Origin of the sequence: Nostoc linckia z4, assembly GCF_002608075.1 — a bacterium.
Lineage (GTDB): Bacteria > Cyanobacteriota > Cyanobacteriia > Cyanobacteriales > Nostocaceae > Nostoc > Nostoc linckia.
Genome location: NZ_LAHA01000003.1, coordinates 99,158 through 113,825, shown reverse-complemented (window position 1 = coordinate 113,825; position 14,668 = coordinate 99,158). Strand labels below are relative to the sequence as shown.

General features: G+C 41.9%; 19 protein-coding genes. 8 read left to right on the top strand and 11 right to left on the bottom strand.

Features of this window, described 5'->3' with window-relative positions:
* Positions 1 to 10: 10 nt before the first annotated feature.
* Positions 11 to 259 carry a DUF6761 family protein gene (locus tag VF06_RS04215; RefSeq protein ID WP_099066737.1) on the bottom strand — a complete coding sequence of 83 codons (249 nt, stop codon included), beginning with the start codon at positions 257 to 259 and terminating at the stop codon, positions 11 to 13.
* A gap of 581 nt (positions 260 to 840) precedes the next feature.
* Between VF06_RS04215 and VF06_RS04210 the strand changes: the two genes are divergently transcribed.
* The gene (locus tag VF06_RS04210) at positions 841 to 1,611 is read left to right on the top strand and encodes a response regulator transcription factor (protein WP_099066738.1); all 771 of its coding nucleotides are present in this window, start codon (positions 841 to 843) and stop codon (positions 1,609 to 1,611) included.
* 80 nt (positions 1,612 to 1,691) lie between these two features.
* On the opposite strand, the gene VF06_RS04205 is transcribed toward VF06_RS04210, so the two are convergent.
* The 3 genes from VF06_RS04205 to VF06_RS04195 all read right to left on the bottom strand — a co-directional run bounded on the left by VF06_RS04205 (position 1,692) and on the right by VF06_RS04195 (position 3,703).
* Complete coding sequence (locus tag VF06_RS04205) at positions 1,692 to 2,471, bottom strand: ABC transporter ATP-binding protein (protein WP_099066739.1); 780 nt, start codon at positions 2,469 to 2,471, stop codon at positions 1,692 to 1,694.
* Positions 2,472 to 2,629: 158 nt separating this feature from the next.
* Entirely contained in the window at positions 2,630 to 3,187 is a 558-nt protein-coding gene (locus VF06_RS04200) for a hypothetical protein (RefSeq protein WP_099066740.1), read from the bottom strand.
* 54 nt (positions 3,188 to 3,241) lie between these two features.
* Complete coding sequence (locus VF06_RS04195) at positions 3,242 to 3,703, bottom strand: DUF4079 domain-containing protein (RefSeq protein WP_099066741.1); 462 nt, start codon at positions 3,701 to 3,703, stop codon at positions 3,242 to 3,244.
* Positions 3,704 to 3,840: 137 nt separating this feature from the next.
* Here VF06_RS04195 and VF06_RS04190 point away from each other — a divergent pair, with 137 nt between their 5' ends.
* A complete protein-coding gene (locus tag VF06_RS04190) occupies positions 3,841 to 4,050 on the top strand; it encodes a hypothetical protein (protein ID WP_099066742.1) in 210 nt (69 codons plus the stop codon).
* 79 nt (positions 4,051 to 4,129) lie between these two features.
* On the opposite strand, the gene VF06_RS04185 is transcribed toward VF06_RS04190, so the two are convergent.
* A complete protein-coding gene (locus VF06_RS04185) occupies positions 4,130 to 4,525 on the bottom strand; it encodes a DUF1830 domain-containing protein (RefSeq protein ID WP_099066743.1) in 396 nt (131 codons plus the stop codon).
* A gap of 587 nt (positions 4,526 to 5,112) precedes the next feature.
* Here VF06_RS04185 and VF06_RS04180 point away from each other — a divergent pair.
* From VF06_RS04180 to VF06_RS04165, 4 genes are all read left to right on the top strand, one after another.
* Positions 5,113 to 6,705 (top strand): photosystem II high light acclimation radical SAM protein, encoded by a 1,593-nt coding sequence (locus VF06_RS04180; protein WP_099066744.1) that lies wholly within the window; start codon positions 5,113 to 5,115, stop codon positions 6,703 to 6,705.
* A 105-nt stretch (positions 6,706 to 6,810) separates the two neighbouring features.
* Positions 6,811 to 8,199 carry a DICT sensory domain-containing protein gene (locus VF06_RS04175; RefSeq protein ID WP_099066745.1) on the top strand — a complete coding sequence of 463 codons (1,389 nt, stop codon included), beginning with the start codon at positions 6,811 to 6,813 and terminating at the stop codon, positions 8,197 to 8,199.
* Positions 8,196 to 8,834, top strand: a complete 639-nt coding sequence (locus VF06_RS04170; protein ID WP_099066746.1) for a pentapeptide repeat-containing protein — start codon at positions 8,196 to 8,198, stop codon at positions 8,832 to 8,834. The genes VF06_RS04175 and VF06_RS04170 overlap by 4 nt, the downstream gene beginning before the upstream one ends.
* A gap of 57 nt (positions 8,835 to 8,891) precedes the next feature.
* On the top strand, positions 8,892 to 9,134 hold the full coding sequence (locus VF06_RS04165) for a hypothetical protein (RefSeq protein ID WP_099066747.1): 243 nt from the start codon (positions 8,892 to 8,894) through the stop codon (positions 9,132 to 9,134).
* An 11-nt stretch (positions 9,135 to 9,145) separates the two neighbouring features.
* Here VF06_RS04165 and VF06_RS04160 read toward each other — a convergent pair whose 3' ends face one another.
* The 3 genes from VF06_RS04160 to clpS are packed head-to-tail and all read right to left on the bottom strand — an operon-like array spanning position 9,146 to position 11,296.
* Positions 9,146 to 10,078, bottom strand: coding sequence for a S1 RNA-binding domain-containing protein (locus tag VF06_RS04160; protein WP_099066748.1), 933 nt, complete (start codon positions 10,076 to 10,078; stop codon positions 9,146 to 9,148).
* A gap of 56 nt (positions 10,079 to 10,134) precedes the next feature.
* Complete coding sequence (locus VF06_RS04155; RefSeq protein ID WP_099066749.1) at positions 10,135 to 10,965, bottom strand: CPBP family intramembrane glutamic endopeptidase; 831 nt, start codon at positions 10,963 to 10,965, stop codon at positions 10,135 to 10,137.
* A gap of 49 nt (positions 10,966 to 11,014) precedes the next feature.
* Entirely contained in the window at positions 11,015 to 11,296 is a 282-nt protein-coding gene (clpS, locus tag VF06_RS04150; RefSeq protein ID WP_099066750.1) for an ATP-dependent Clp protease adapter ClpS, read from the bottom strand.
* A gap of 299 nt (positions 11,297 to 11,595) precedes the next feature.
* On the opposite strand from clpS, the gene VF06_RS04145 reads away from it, so the two are divergent.
* Positions 11,596 to 11,967 (top strand): hypothetical protein, encoded by a 372-nt coding sequence (locus VF06_RS04145; RefSeq protein WP_180267251.1) that lies wholly within the window; start codon positions 11,596 to 11,598, stop codon positions 11,965 to 11,967.
* Positions 11,968 to 12,079: 112 nt separating this feature from the next.
* Here the strand turns inward: VF06_RS04145 and VF06_RS04140 are convergent, their stop codons facing one another.
* The 3 genes from VF06_RS04140 to VF06_RS04135 form a co-directional block, all read right to left on the bottom strand.
* A complete protein-coding gene (locus VF06_RS04140; protein WP_099066751.1) occupies positions 12,080 to 13,255 on the bottom strand; it encodes an LL-diaminopimelate aminotransferase in 1,176 nt (391 codons plus the stop codon).
* 45 nt (positions 13,256 to 13,300) lie between these two features.
* Positions 13,301 to 13,435 (bottom strand): hypothetical protein, encoded by a 135-nt coding sequence (locus VF06_RS42380; protein ID WP_257207463.1) that lies wholly within the window; start codon positions 13,433 to 13,435, stop codon positions 13,301 to 13,303.
* Between the two features lie 96 nt (positions 13,436 to 13,531).
* The gene (locus VF06_RS04135; protein ID WP_099066752.1) at positions 13,532 to 13,732 is read right to left on the bottom strand and encodes a hypothetical protein; all 201 of its coding nucleotides are present in this window, start codon (positions 13,730 to 13,732) and stop codon (positions 13,532 to 13,534) included.
* Between the two features lie 480 nt (positions 13,733 to 14,212).
* On the opposite strand from VF06_RS04135, the gene VF06_RS04130 reads away from it, so the two are divergent.
* The gene (locus tag VF06_RS04130; protein ID WP_099066753.1) at positions 14,213 to 14,542 is read left to right on the top strand and encodes an STAS domain-containing protein; all 330 of its coding nucleotides are present in this window, start codon (positions 14,213 to 14,215) and stop codon (positions 14,540 to 14,542) included.
* The last annotated feature ends 126 nt before the right edge of the window (positions 14,543 to 14,668 follow it).

Sequence of the window (14,668 nt, the reverse complement as noted above, 5' to 3'; positions counted from 1 at the left end):
GCAAGCGATATTAGTAGTAATCAGGTTGTGGCTGCGCTTGCGGCATTTCAAAATTTGATGCATCGTACAAGTAGCGGCTGGCTTCCTCTTCTAAACGATGAATCAAATAAGGTTCAATAGCGTTGCCATGTCGCAGTGCGGCTAGATATCCATCCAAATACATCCGCATATCATCCATACGATAACCGCGATTCCATAACTCGACGAAGGCGTCAGTGAGTCTTTGGTAATAGCGGATGGTTTGTGTGTCTTGGAGCATAACTGCTGTATTAATGTCTTTGGAATGAGAATTGTAAATGATTCAAGTTCAAATGTGAAGTGTAATTTTACTTTGGGATCAATTAAAAATAAACATATGTCCTTCGGGTAGTACTCTCCTAGTAGCTACAGACTAATTTAATCGTATTCCAGAAAACACTTATTTTTGCGATCTGCTAAGGGATTTTTATGATTTGACCTCCCAGCAGAGAGATTTTATTAGTGCTATATTCATGGATGTAAGCACCAAATCTCTTCCTCAAGAATCAGTTTTCCATTAGGCTGGAAAGCTTTTTTGTTAAGGATTCGCTATTTTGGTTATGGTTGTTGGATCTCATAGCCATCAAAAAACAGAATATTTAAGCTAGAAGAACTTTTGATAAGTTCCACAAGTCTTTTTATAAGTTTAACAAAAATTTAAGAATATTTCTAATGCCTTTTTGTAAAGGACAAATTAAAGATATTGGCACTTTTTTTATGAGGAAATGTAAAGCTAATAGCAATTGAAGTAACAAAGGCTACAAAACCTTAGACATGGGCTTGTTACTTTGAAAGTCATCGACGCTAAGGGGTCTTGCCACCGTGGGTTCGGTTTGTATAGAAATCATTGAAGGGAATCCCCATCTCAGGTCGTTGCTAGGTTGGCACTTGCAACAACTAGAATACCGGGTGCATCAAGCTGCCAGTATTTATCAAGCAAGGGAAGTATTTTTAAGCCATCAACCAACACTCGTGGTTTTGGATGCCGATCTTCCTGACGGTGACGGCATTGAATTTTGTCGTTGGTTGCATCGTCAGCAACAGCCATTAATTTTAATGCTATCTGCCCGCAATAGTGAAGCTGATGTTGTGGCAGGTTTGAAGGCGGGTGCAGATGATTACTTGAGCAAACCTTTTGGGATGCAAGAGTTTTTAGCACGGGTAGAGGCACTGATTCGCCGTAAGCGTACACCGACTGCACCAGCATATTTGGATTATGGTACTTTGCAAATCGATTTAGTTCAGCGCCGCGTCCGCTTTCAAGGAGAGTTCATTGACTTAACGCCCCAGGAATTTAGCTTACTGTACGTTTTAGCACAAGCCGGGGGAGTGCCTCTGAGTAGGTCGGAATTGCTGCGTCGTGCTTGGCCTGATGCCATCGATAACCCTCGTACCATTGATACTCACGTTTTGTCGCTGCGGAAAAAAGTTGAACTCGATCCCCGACAACCCAGCTTGATTCAGACTATCCGCAATGTGGGATACCGTTTTAACATGGAAATTTTGAATAGCAACCTTCCACAGTCACAAACAAAGTTAACCAGAGAGAGATTTAGTAATCAACGTTCAACGCTTAGTAGTAGTCAAGTGTAAAGGGGCATGGGGCATGGGAAAGATAGGTAAAATTATTACTAATTTCTAACTCGTGTCTCCTGTTTCATTAATCCAAAAATTTAAAATTCAAAATCGTCTTGAGATTGTGCTTTTATCAAAGTTTCTCGTAATTCATGCCAGTTGATTTCAGAAACTCTTTGGTTTGTTGATAAATGACCTTGCTGTAAGTGTAATAATCGAGTGCAAAATATCTGGGCTAAATCAAGTTGCTGATTTACCATCAAAATCGTGGTTTGATGGTTTTGACTCAACTGGATTAAGATTTGTATTAAATGGGAAGCTGCACCAGCATCTAGGGCAGATGTTGGCTCGTCTAATAGTAAAATTTTAGGCTGGATGAGTAAGGCACGAGCCATCGCTACTAGTTGTCGTTGTCCCGCAGAAAGTTGCACCTCTGTTCGACCTAGCCATTCATGAGGAATGTGCATTTGTTCTGTCCAGTAATTGATTCTTTCTTCAATTGCCTGTTTGGACAAACCACGCAGAACCAAAGGATAAGCCAAAGCTTGCCCTACTGTCATCCCCAACAACTTTGATTCTTGCAATACAAGTGTCGCCATCTGACGTAGTTGGATGACAGGAATTTGGCGATACTCTTGATTTTCTAAATAAATTTTGCCACTAGTGGGTTCAATGAGGCGGTTTATCAGGCGTAGCAACGAAGTTTTACCAGCGCCCACTGCGCCTACAATGGCAATACGTTCGCTCTGCAATACTTCAAAGGAAATATCCTGCAATATCGGATATCCCTGCTGATTCCCTGAAGCTTGGGTTTTCAGTTTTGTAAACAGATTAACTTGTTCTAGCCTGAGTATGGCTTTTGCTGTGACACTATTCAAGGGGAATGGGGAGTAGGGAGTGGGGATATGGCTTCGCCAAGGCAAAATGGGTAAAGATAGAGGAAAACATGAAAGGTAAAAGGGATGTATGTAGGGTTTATTCCCTTTCCCCTTTGCCCCTTTCCCTTTTCCCTACCCGAAGGGTTTTGCCCTATGCCCTATTTTATAGTTAAAGCTGTGGCGATCGCCCAACCATCAACCAACAGTAACAATAGTGTAAAACCTAGTAAAATCGCATACATCCACGGTTGTGCTAAAGGACGAACGTCTGTAGTGTCGATGTTGGTTTTTGCTTGGACAATCTGCACTAAACGAGCAAATCCAGCTACACGCATTGGTAGTAGATAAGCTTTGCCATCTTGGCTGAGGAAATAATAAACTAGACCTCCTTGACCAGTACTCCGAGGTTTTAACTCTTTGACTTCTGACCAAGGTAAAAACCAGCCTTTACGAAAAAAGCGGGGTACCCAACGGGGGTAAGTAACTTGAATTCCTTGTTCGTCCACTAGGACTTGTTCGGTCAACACTGCGTACAAGCCAACAAAGCCAATGCCAATTCCTATCCACAATAATGCTGGAGGTACTGGTGCGGCTGTTACCTGGGATAAAAAAGGTAATGGAACTGTGAGTGCTATGTATAGACTCAGCAGCGTTATCCGAATCAAAGGAGAAAGGTGAAAAACAGAAGCTGAGGTATTGGCTGAATTTGCTGTCACGGCTCAATTACAATGCTTTTCTTCATTGTAGGATAGCTTTTGGTCTTACCTCGTTTAAGGTAAATACTTTTGGACGACACTCCAGCCTGTAACGGATACCCAGGTAAATCCCACAAATAAAATAATATTTACGCCCACGTGTAAAGGTCTAGCCCAAGGTCGTGTGGGACTAATTTGGATTGCACTGAAAGCAGACACCAAAACCAAGGCTACCACAATCAATCCAGCTGCCAAGTGTGAGGAGTGTCCCAGAGAACCAAAATGACCCAAAGTGCCAACAATGCCGATGGCCAGCAGTAGTAGCACTAAACTTACCATACTGATGCCCATTAGATAGTGTAGCGATCGCACTCCTCTATTTCCGCCCATGAATAACGGAATAAAAGGAAATTGCAGCGAAGTCCTCGCTTGAAACATCCAAACGCCAGTGACTGCTAACATCAGGTATGCCAGCAGGGACAACCCCATCGACCAGGCGGCGATTTTCCACAACCAAAGAAATGAAGGCAGATTCATAAGTATTGATTGTAGATGACAATGGGGCATTGGGCATTGGGCATGGCGCATTGGGAAGAGAATTAAGGGACTTCCATCAATCGCTATGTAGGTGGTAGGGGAGACAAGGAAGCAGGGGGAGCAGGGGAGATGGGGAGATGGGGAGATGGGGAGATGGGAAGATGGGGAGATGGGGAGTGTGGGGAGTGTGGGGAGTGTGGGGAGTGTGGGGAGTGTGGGGAGTGTGGGGGGAAAGATTTTTTCACCATCCTCCCACACCTCCCACACCTCCGTCTCCTCCCACACCTCCCACACTTCCTGCTTGCCCCATGCCCAATGCCCCATGCCCCATGCCCCATGACCAATGACCAATGACTAATGACTAATGACTAATAAAAAAAAGGCTGCTGAATTCAGCAACCCTGAAATTGAGCCAAATTGTTTTTTTTAATCAACAGCTGCTAAACCAGCGACTTGTAAGGGTTTTATACTATCTCCGGTATTTGTTTTAAGTTGCTGCACCATTGCTTTGGTATCTATTGGTTCTTTTCCAAATGATGAGTCTGTATCTAACTCAGAATAGCTAGGTTCATCGAGCATCAGGCGATCGCACGGAATCTTATCGGATAAAATTGCACTAGCCATCATACCCGTATGAATCTCCAGTTGAGCTTTTCGCGGAGCTTCAAACACTAGGCGTTGTCCTGGAAAAACAACCCTTTCAAAATACCAATTGGGAATATTAGAGATGCGAGCTACCTGTATTTTGCTCGTGGCATTAATGTAGCAGCAGAGAATTTTCCCCGATTGCTCAGGTGGTAGAGGATCTAAAATTTGAGCCATAACTGCTGAGGAGCTTTACGCCACAATTTTACATTAGACTTCTCAAGCCTAGCACTGACTGATCCCCAGTTGCTGTAACTGTGAATACCAACTGAATATTTGTAGATTATTTCTACCTAAAGAAATATTTATGGTTATGAAAATTTTGTAATTATTTATGCCTTTTTCGCAATTATACACTATATGTAAAAGCTTTAGATATTTTTACTCAGCATCAAAGCTTTAATTTTGCCAAGCCAGATAAATAGGACATTAATCTGACGATGATCCCTTTGCTTTCCTCTTTGCGAACAAGTCAGTTTTGCTGTTCGATCTATCCCAAGATTAATACGCTCAGATGGTCGCTTAATGAATAAACTCAATGTTATCGTAAAGCTATATGAAAAATATCTTCATAAATCTCTGTCTGTCATATGCATTTTGTGTGGAAAGTAACTTTATTGATGCTGAAAATTGGAAACTAAAATTTGATGTTTACCAATAATCGGCTTGAATGTCAAGTGAAATTCTGATAGATAAAAGTACCAAAAACAAAAATCCCCCTTAAATACTGAAGTTTTTCCTCGTTCTCTCCCAGCATTGGCAAGATGGCAGTCAAAATACCCACAATGGAAAATCGAATTCTTTATGTTCGCCTTCCCTGTAACCCCATCTTTCCCATTGGGGTTGTGTACTTGAGCGATGGCGTCCACAAGCAATTTCCCAACATCGAACAGCGCATTTTTGATTTGGGAACAGTACCACCTTTAGACTACACCTCGGCTTTGGATCGGTGTATCGATGAATTTAAACCCACACTACTAGTATTTTCTTGGCGGGATATTCAAATTTATGCCCCAGTGGGCGGGCGTGGCGGTAACCCGCTACAAAACGCTTTTGAATTTTACTACGCCCAGAATCCTCTATTAAAACTACGTGGGGCATTGGGCGGTTTGCGAATCTTCATCGCTTACTATATAGAGTTGTGGCGTAACCTGGGCTTAATCAAACGTGGTTTAAAGCGTGCCCAAAAATATCATGCTGATGCTCGTGCAGTTGTGGGTGGTGGTGCAGTCAGCGTATTTTACGAACAATTGGGTAAAAGCTTACCCCAAGGAACAATTATTTCTGTGGGTGAAGGGGAAACTCTGCTGGAAAAACTTTTAAGCGGCCAAGAGTTTCGAGATGAGCGTTGTTATGTTGTGGGAGAATCTCAACCACGAAAACGCCTAATTCACGAACAACCCACACCCATAGAAAAAACAGCTTGCAACTACGACTATATCGAAAGTATCTGGCCGGAGTTTAACTATTATCTGCAAGAGCAAGACTTTTATATAGGCGTACAAACCAAGCGCGGTTGTCCTCACAACTGTTGCTATTGCGTTTATACAGTTGTTGAAGGCAAACAAGTACGCATCAATCCAGCAGATGAAGTAGTTGCCGAGATGCGCCAATTATACGATCGCGGCATTCGCAACTTCTGGTTTACCGATGCCCAATTCATCCCCGCCCGCAAATTTATCGACGATGCTATAGAACTCTTGCAAAAAATCGTCGATTCTGGTATGACAGACATCCATTGGGCGGCTTACATTCGAGCTGACAATTTAACACCGCAATTGTGTGAATTGATGGTGAAAACCGGGATGAATTACTTTGAAATTGGCATCACCAGTGGTTCCCAAGAACTCGTGCGGAAAATGCGAATGGGTTATAACCTCCGAACCGTTTTACAAAACTGTCGTGACTTAAAAGCTGCTGGTTTCAATGACTTGGTTTCCGTTAATTATTCCTTTAATGTCATTGACGAACGTCCCGAAACCATCCGCCAAACCATTGCTTACCACCGAGAACTAGAACGAATTTTTGGTGCTGATAAAGTCGAACCTGCCATCTTCTTTATTGGACTCCAACCACATACCCATTTAGAAGAATATGCCTTCAAAGAAGGCATCCTCAAACCAGGGTATAATCCAATGAGCCTGATGCCGTGGACAGCCAAAAAACTGCTTTGGAACCCTGAACCCCTTGGTTCATTCTTTGGAGAAGTCTGTTTACAAGCTTGGCAACAAAATCCCAACGACTTCGGCCGTGAAGTCATGAATATTTTAGAAGAAAAACTGGGTTGTGCCGACTTAGAAGCAGCACTTTCTTCACCAATAGAGAAGAAAAAAAAACAGCTAGCGGGTGTATCCTAGAAAACATAAAAAAATATGGGGACATTCAGAATTAAAAATTTTGAATTTCTCCGCCTTCTTTTCCTCAACGCCTGAAGCGGTTCGTTTTTATAAAATCCCAAACTCATGTTAGAAGGTTCAATTCTACAAAAGCTGGAAATAGCTCATCGCCACAGCACCAGGCCAATTCGATTCGGGGTGTACTATAAAAATACCCTAGTATCCCTCTGCCATGCCCTAGAAGATCATATCCTAGCAGACGACGATCGCCCTTTAGTCATCACAGCCTTCCAACAGGGGAAATGGTATCTGCAAGAAGCCGAACGATATGCAGACATCGCCCAACGCAGCCGCGAGATTGTAATTATGGCTGGCACTGACGCTGGCTTTGCCGAACATCCTACAAGCCTGCTACCGAATGTAGACTTAGTAGCATTAGATTCAGCCGATCCTGTAGCACAAGAGTGGCACTTAATTATTTTGTCGCCAACCTACACAGCAATGGTAATTTGTCAAGAGTTATCAGAGGCTGATTATGGCAAAAGTGGAATACCGACATCAGACTTAGAGCGCAAATTCTATGGGTTGTGGACATTTGAGCCAGAGTTAGTGCAAGAGACAGCAGAAATAGCGATCGCTCACATCAAAAAATACAACCCAGAACTGGCGAATCAACTCATTGCCCATAGAGAGGCGATCGTACCGTCCACTGCCAGATTAGAAAACTTAGGTGCAGTTGTCTCCCGCGTAGTCGATTATCTCCAGACTGGGCAAGACAATTTATCCATCCCCACAGCCCTTGGTCAACAAACCCTAGACCGGAACTTAGTTTCTAACGAAATTCAAGCATTTTTGCGGATGGCACAACTGCTGGATATAGCAGATGTCAACAATCCAATGGCAGCAGCCGAAGTAGTGGCACTTGCCGAAGTTGTGGCGCAGCTTTTAGATCTTCCTGCATGGCAGATTAAGAGATTGCGGCTAGCAGCTTTGTTGCACCGCATAGATCCACTACAAAAAGCAGAAAGCGTTTTGACTTCTGGTAAAATACCAACACATTCTCAAGAAGATGCCCCCAGCTGTCCTTTAATACCAGGGGCACAGGTATTGCGAACCATGCCACGACTGCGAGCAGTTGCTCAAATTATTACTCATCAAACCGAATGGTGGAATGGCACAGGGGAACCAGCAGGTTTAGCTGGAGATGAAATTCCCCTGGAGTCGAGAATTTTGGCATTATTGGCAGACTTTCAGTGGCGAGTAAATCAGCGAAAATCTTCAAATCAAAGTCGCCAAGAAATATTTACTCAAGCTTTAGATGAATGTAGGCAGCAACAATCAACCCGCTTTGACCCTAAACTTATAGATACCCTAGCTTTATTAGTTATGGGTTTACAGCAGGGACTCGATTTACCCTTCATGACACCCAAAGTTAGCAGCGGCGTCTGGCTACTTGATTCACAATGGGATAGCCACAGCAAGACAAGTGAAGAGATTGGTACTTACTACAAATGAATATTGAAGCTATCAAATTAGGAAAACTCAAACAACTCCCAGGGGCAAATTTAGAAGACGAGGAACTTTCCCGACTGGATTTAAACCGAATTAATCTTGCTGGTGCCACCCTTGTCGGTGTTAACTTCGCTGCTTCTAAACTCGAAGGCGGGCATTTAGAGGGAGCGAATTTAATGGGGGCGAACCTCCAAGGAACCGACTTGCGGGCGAACCTCATGGGAGCAAACCTGATGCAAGCAGATTTAACCGGTGCTGACTTGCGGGGTAGCAATCTGCGGGGTGCTAACTTGATGGGAGCCAGACTCAGCGATGTATCCTTGGCGGGTGCTTTCATCAGCGGTGCCAACTTAATGAATGTGAACTTGCAAGGTGTGGATTTGCGCGGTGCTGACTTGCGCGGTGCAAACCTGACTGGGGCAAATCTCAAAGGCGCAGACTTGAGTCGCGCTGATTTGCAAGGGGCATTATTGAGCGAAGCAAACCTTGAAGAAGCTGACTTACGCGGCGCTAATTTGGCAGGAGCGAATTTTACAGGGGCGAATTTGCTGTGTGCAGAGTTAGAAGGTGCAAATTTAAGCGGCGTTAATTTGGATAAGGCGTGCGTGGTGGGTACAGTGGTTGAAACGCGGGCGTAAATATTGCCCCAAAAAACCGCCTATGCCGATTATTTGTATTTTTGAGGACTACTCAGAATGACACCCATCGCCCAACAAGTTGCAATTACCGCGATCGTTCCCATGCTGACTGCGATCGCAAATCGGCAATGGGAACAGTTCAAAAAACTGGAGGCAGATTTTGTATCTCAGTATGGGATAGAGGTTTGGCAAGAAGTTTTTAATTTCCGTCTCAAGTCAGCACTAGATAAAGATTCTGACAGATGGCTACTTATCCAGTGGTGTAGTGAGGGAATTATTTCAGTCAAAAATGTGGGGTAGGTCTAACATTCTTAACTTCCACAACTTTCTAGAATAACTCGACCATTTTTACGATCTAGTTCGGCGATCGTTGCTTTTAAATTGTCATTAATTTTGAAAAATTGCTTTGGATGGTTAACAGATGGATGGAACATTTTTGAGGTCGGTAACAAAGCATATAAATCTCCAATATCAACGAAAACACCATAATCTTTGATGCTCCGTATAGTACCGCTAACAACTTGACCAACCTGCAATAGTCTGAGTCTGATTGAAACAGAGCGATGGAGCACTACTAAGCGATTATACTCCTCTTTCACTTCTATAATTTTGAGCGGAAGTTCCTCCCCTACTACTAATTCCTCTCTATGCTTATCAACATGAGTAAGAATTACTCCACACAAACCCTCTATTTTCACTAATGCACCCCTTGAAGTTTTTTTAAGGATTTTTCCATATACTGTTACGTCCTCAGTCTGTAATTGTCGTACCCGTTCCCATGCTGTTCGCATTTCTAGTTTGCGAATTGAAAAAGAAACAGTTGGAGGATGTTCTTGAGAACATAAAAACCAGGAAATCCTTACTGATAAACCATGTCTATGAATATCAAGAAGTTTAGTGTGTACGATTAGGTCTTCTCTATTTATTGAATGACCACATTTTTCAGAAGCCAAATCCAATGCAGTCTCGTACAAGCGATCGCTATCTTTCAGTGTCTCAGGCGAACAATTGGAGAAGAAAATATCGTGTTCGCCATCGTAATTTCCTACAACCAAAAATCCTCTGATTTGATTTAGTTGCACGGCTTCTTCCGGGGTCTGAATCTCAGCGAATGATAGCTCTATTAATGGCACAAAAGCTAGTTTATCTTTATCAAAATCAACTAAAACGCCTGTTGGTTCGAGCTTAATAATTTTTCCAGCGACGATATTGCCAACTTGAAAGTTAGCTAAAGTGAAGCTCATAATATACTGCGATTAGTATGCATCATTATATAAACAATATAATAACGCTCATATTATTAAACAAGCGATCGCCGAGATTGCCCCCATATCAAAAACGCTAGTATACTCATCAAAAATACCCCCATCACTCCTTGTAAAGGATTATTATTCACACCAGTTACCCAATCAGGAACTTGACCAGAATATTTCACTAATTTCCCCACATTAATAATGTAGTAACCCCAGACTAAACCACCATGCAAACCAATGGGAAAACCTAAGCGTCCTCTATGCCAACGCTTTCCCCATACCTGCGTTAACCCCAGCAATACTAAAGCTGGAAATTGCGGCAATGTCTGAATAATTACTGCTAACGGTTTAATAAAGTGCAAAGTTGCAAATGCGATCGCATCTGTCCACAATGCCACAGGCGGACTGTAATCTCGTTGTAATTCATCTAGCAACCAACCCCGAAATAACAATTCCTCAGCAAAACCAACGCCCAAAGCGACAATTAAACCCTCTAAAATTACTTTTAGTAAAAAAACTTTTGGTTGTTGCCAGACTAACCAACCCAAAAAACCTTGTATCCCAAAAAGTATCAGAATATTAATTATCCCCACAGCCAAACCACGGATTAAATCCACACCGTTTTGTCGCGTGAATTCTAAGCCATAATGTCCGAGAATTTGGGGCTGCTGATAGACGTGCTTACCCCATAGCCTCAACAGAGTAATAAATAATCCATATAACAATACCATTGTCAATATACTTACTAAATTTGAATTATTTATTAGTAAGTAAATTGGTGCGGCTAAGGGCAACCATAGCAGCAACAAAATCCCAATAAAATAACCCAGCCTAATAGGGGCAGGGCGTTCGGCTAAACGGACAAGGTTTTTTTTCATACAAAATTCAGTCAGCGATCGCTAATGACCAATGACCAATGACTAATAACTATTCATCAGGTTCAATCGTGCTACTTAAACCGTGACTTTTCAATGTTTCGCAATAGAACTCAGCATGTTCCTGAGCGCAAGTAATAACTAAAGCCATTCCATTAGTATGGGCTTCCATCATGATGCTAACAGCTTGGGGTTGAGTAAGGCTCGGCACAGTGGTTATTAATACCTGTACCACGTACTCCATAGAGTTGTAGTCATCGTTATGGAGCAAAACGCGATAGCGAGGCGCGAGCTTGCGGGACGTAGAACGCTTTTCTATGGTTTCAACTGACACTGCTCTTTGCTCTTTAATCGTTAATTCACTACAACAAAGCCTCTGTTTAGCGATGGCTTAACAGTTATTTACCTATTCTATAGTATTTCCGTCGAGATACTATGCCAGAAAACCCTTTGCTGTTGGGGATTAGTCCCATTAGTTTTGCGTAGGCACTGATAAACCATATCTCTAAGACATCGTTGCCGTGAGAGTGCTACCCTAATGTTACAGAAGCTTCCTTTCAAAGGAGCACATTCTCAGTTTTAAATTCAACAACTTACAAAACAATTTTTATTGCCACCCAAACTGTCTAAATGATGGACATTAACTTAGATTTTCTTCAACCGGGACAAATTGTGTCTTTGAAGCATGGTGAGAAAAATCTATATGCAGAAGTCATTCAATTTGTAGTTTCTCGCCAGTTGTGCTGGGTGCGTCCTTTATTAATGGTCACCATCATTGAAGAATCCCCCGTGATTACCGATTTACGCGATGCATCTGACTTACTCTGGCCTGCCGATTTATTTCAACCAGCTTTAGACACAGAAGTAATCACCTTATTGAGCCAAATTTTTGCAAAACAACCAAAAACAGAGCTTGACTCAACCGCCAAACAGCAACTCAATCAGTTTATTCATCAACTTTGGCAAGCATATCAAGAGGGACTGGGCATGGGGCATGGGGCATAGGGCAAACAGGGGGTGTGGGTAGTGTGGGAGGTGTGGGGGGATGGGGAAGAAATCTTTCCCCCCTATCTCCCTATCTCCCCATCTCCCCATCTCCCCAGTCCCCAGTCCCTAATCACACATAACGAATACCAGCATCTCTCATCCGTTGAATTCCTTCTCGCAATCGTTCATCAGAGATAGTTAAAGCAATTCGGAAAAAGCCTTCCCCATATACACCATAACCACTGCCAGGAGGCACAACAATGCCACATTTGTCAAGTAGCAAATTCACAAATTCTATTGAAGAATATCCTCCAGGAACAGGTGTCCAGACATAAAGGGTAGCTTTAGGAGGCTGAATTGCCCAACCTAGAGATTGCAATCCGTTGATGATAATGTCACGGCGATTTTGGTAAACCGACATAATGGCTTGGAGTTCTGTCTCTGTGGTATTAGAATAAGCTGCGATCGCCGCTTGTTGAATTGCCTTAAATACCCCAGAATCAACGTTAGTTTTTACCTGCGCTAATCCTTGAATTCCCACGGAATTACCAGCAACAAACCCCACTCGCCAACCTGTCATGTTGTATGACTTAGACAAACTGTGAAATTCCAGAGCCACGTCTTTGGCACCCGGAATTTGCAGCACACTAGGTGGTTTGTAGCCATCGTATGCCATTTCTGAATAAGCATGATCGTGGCATAACAAGATATCATACTGCTTGCAGAAAGCTACCAATTCTTCCAAAAATTCTAGTGTTGCCAACGCCCCAGTGGGATTATTTGGATAATTAATCCACAACAGCTTTGCTTTGTGAGCTACTTCTTCGGGTATGCTACTCAAATCAGGCAAAAAACCGTTTTCTGCCTTCAAGGGCATAGCAAAAGACTCACCACCAGCAAAGATTGTCGAAGTTCGATATACAGGATAACCAGGATCTGGTATTAATGTATAGTCTCCTGGTTCCACAAATGCTAAGAAAGTATTATGAATTGCTTCTTTAGAACCAATTGAAGAAACAATTTCTGTATCGGGGTTCAAGCCCGTTACACCAAACCGATTTTCCATCCACTTAGCCGCTGTCTCCCTGAATTCCTTCGTACCTCGATAGGGCGGATAGTTATGCATAGAAGCATCCTCAATCGCCTCATGCATTACCTGGAGAATATGATTAGGAGTCGGTTTATCTGGATCGCCAATACCCATATTAATGATGTCAACTCCCTGAGCAATGAGTTCATTCTGCCTCTGGATTATTTCAGCAAACAGATAGGGAGGAATTTTTTCTAGGCGTTTAGCGAACTGCATGGCTATTTATGAAGAATGCACAATCAAGATGGTCTTTAGCACAGTTTACGCCACCTTAGTATTTAAATAATCAATCTTATATAAAAATAAAACTAATGATTGTGCCCTTACTGTTGCCGTCGTATTTCCAGAAAGTACACGGTTAACAGCACCTTTACAAGGCTCTTCTTCCTGAGCCATGCGGGAGCTATCATAACTATTCTTTAAGTCTGATTGCTCTCGTTATGATTCAATTAACTTCATCAGCTAAAAACCTCTATACCTGAAGACAGAGGATTAGTATCCAAGGCTAGAAACCAACTGAATTCGACCAGCATCCATCTCTGACATTAATAATTCTAAAGCTTCGTAGTCAACGTCAGAAATATAACCAAGTTGAGTCAGTTCTAAGTTAATTTCATTTTCTATTTCAGGAGTTAATTTTTTAATATCAAGAGCTTTTTCTACCAATTTACGAATAGCGTACCTAGTTCTCATAAGTAATAACCTACGTCTATTATGATATTAATTATTCCAGATAATTCTAAGTATAAAAAGCGATCGCATACTACTTTCTTTAGTGATATAGATCACAATTTAGATTAACTAGACAAACAATTTGTGGTGATTTTGGCTAATATCATCAATATCATCAGTAACAGTAAAGTGTGAGATTTAACCTACCGTTAAGACTTGGCTAAATTAGCTTAAGTTATAGACTAGGCAAGTTTCCTCAGGAAAGTTACGGATAATTTTTCTGTTTTACTGCTGTCTATGTTGATTGTTTTTGAACTGAGATAAAAAAAAAGTATATATGAACACATTTTAAACTGGAATTATGACAATCTTTAAACAGACATACAAAAGCAATAAAGATTCAGCAAAGAAACCTAAGACATATGGTCGATGCAACAAAAAAAAGTTTATGTTCAAATAATTCTTACCTTGACGCTTCAATAATTCTCATAGGATGTAACCATGCAAGCAGTGCTTCAGTATCCCAAAATTGCGGTTATTCAACCACAAGGCTCTTTGAATGCTGCAAACGCTTTAGAAGTTGAACGAGATCTGACCACAGAGCTAACAAAAAATGATATTTCCATCTTGATGGTAGATCTAGGGGCAGTAGAATCCTTAGACAGCGCAGGGTTGATGGCATTATTATCTGTGCACAAACTAGCTCTGAGTTTAGAAAGGAGTTTTCGACTTTGCAATATCGCTCCCTCAGTGAAGATTATTTTTGAACTGACGCAGCTCGATAGAGTTTTTGAAATTTTAGAAAGCGAAACTGACTTATCTGCAACATAAATTCATATAAAAACTATCTAAAACAAACAAAATTCAGGTGTGGAGTGGACTTTATGTAAAGGAGTTATAAGTTGCAACGATAAATTTTGTTCAAAGGCCTGATTCGATGCTAAGGTTGGGTTTTAG

Coding starts and splice junctions, on each gene's coding strand:
- VF06_RS04190 (WP_099066742.1), top strand. CDS start 3,841: ATGGGGAGATGGGGAGATGGGAAGATGGGGAGATGGGGAGTGTGGGGA.
- VF06_RS04140 (WP_099066751.1), bottom strand. CDS start 13,255: ATGCAGTTCGCTAAACGCCTAGAAAAAATTCCTCCCTATCTGTTTGCT.
- VF06_RS04135 (WP_099066752.1), bottom strand. CDS start 13,732: ATGAGAACTAGGTACGCTATTCGTAAATTGGTAGAAAAAGCTCTTGAT.
- VF06_RS04180 (WP_099066744.1), top strand. CDS start 5,113: ATGGCAGTCAAAATACCCACAATGGAAAATCGAATTCTTTATGTTCGC.
- VF06_RS04160 (WP_099066748.1), bottom strand. CDS start 10,078: ATGAGCTTCACTTTAGCTAACTTTCAAGTTGGCAATATCGTCGCTGGA.
- VF06_RS04165 (WP_099066747.1), top strand. CDS start 8,892: ATGACACCCATCGCCCAACAAGTTGCAATTACCGCGATCGTTCCCATG.
- VF06_RS04170 (WP_099066746.1), top strand. CDS start 8,196: ATGAATATTGAAGCTATCAAATTAGGAAAACTCAAACAACTCCCAGGG.
- VF06_RS04130 (WP_099066753.1), top strand. CDS start 14,213: ATGCAAGCAGTGCTTCAGTATCCCAAAATTGCGGTTATTCAACCACAA.
- VF06_RS04215 (WP_099066737.1), bottom strand. CDS start 259: ATGCTCCAAGACACACAAACCATCCGCTATTACCAAAGACTCACTGAC.
- VF06_RS04155 (WP_099066749.1), bottom strand. CDS start 10,965: ATGAAAAAAAACCTTGTCCGTTTAGCCGAACGCCCTGCCCCTATTAGG.
- VF06_RS42380 (WP_257207463.1), bottom strand. CDS start 13,435: ATGGCTCAGGAAGAAGAGCCTTGTAAAGGTGCTGTTAACCGTGTACTT.
- VF06_RS04145 (WP_180267251.1), top strand. CDS start 11,596: ATGGACATTAACTTAGATTTTCTTCAACCGGGACAAATTGTGTCTTTG.
- VF06_RS04185 (WP_099066743.1), bottom strand. CDS start 4,525: ATGGCTCAAATTTTAGATCCTCTACCACCTGAGCAATCGGGGAAAATT.
- VF06_RS04195 (WP_099066741.1), bottom strand. CDS start 3,703: ATGAATCTGCCTTCATTTCTTTGGTTGTGGAAAATCGCCGCCTGGTCG.
- VF06_RS04175 (WP_099066745.1), top strand. CDS start 6,811: ATGTTAGAAGGTTCAATTCTACAAAAGCTGGAAATAGCTCATCGCCAC.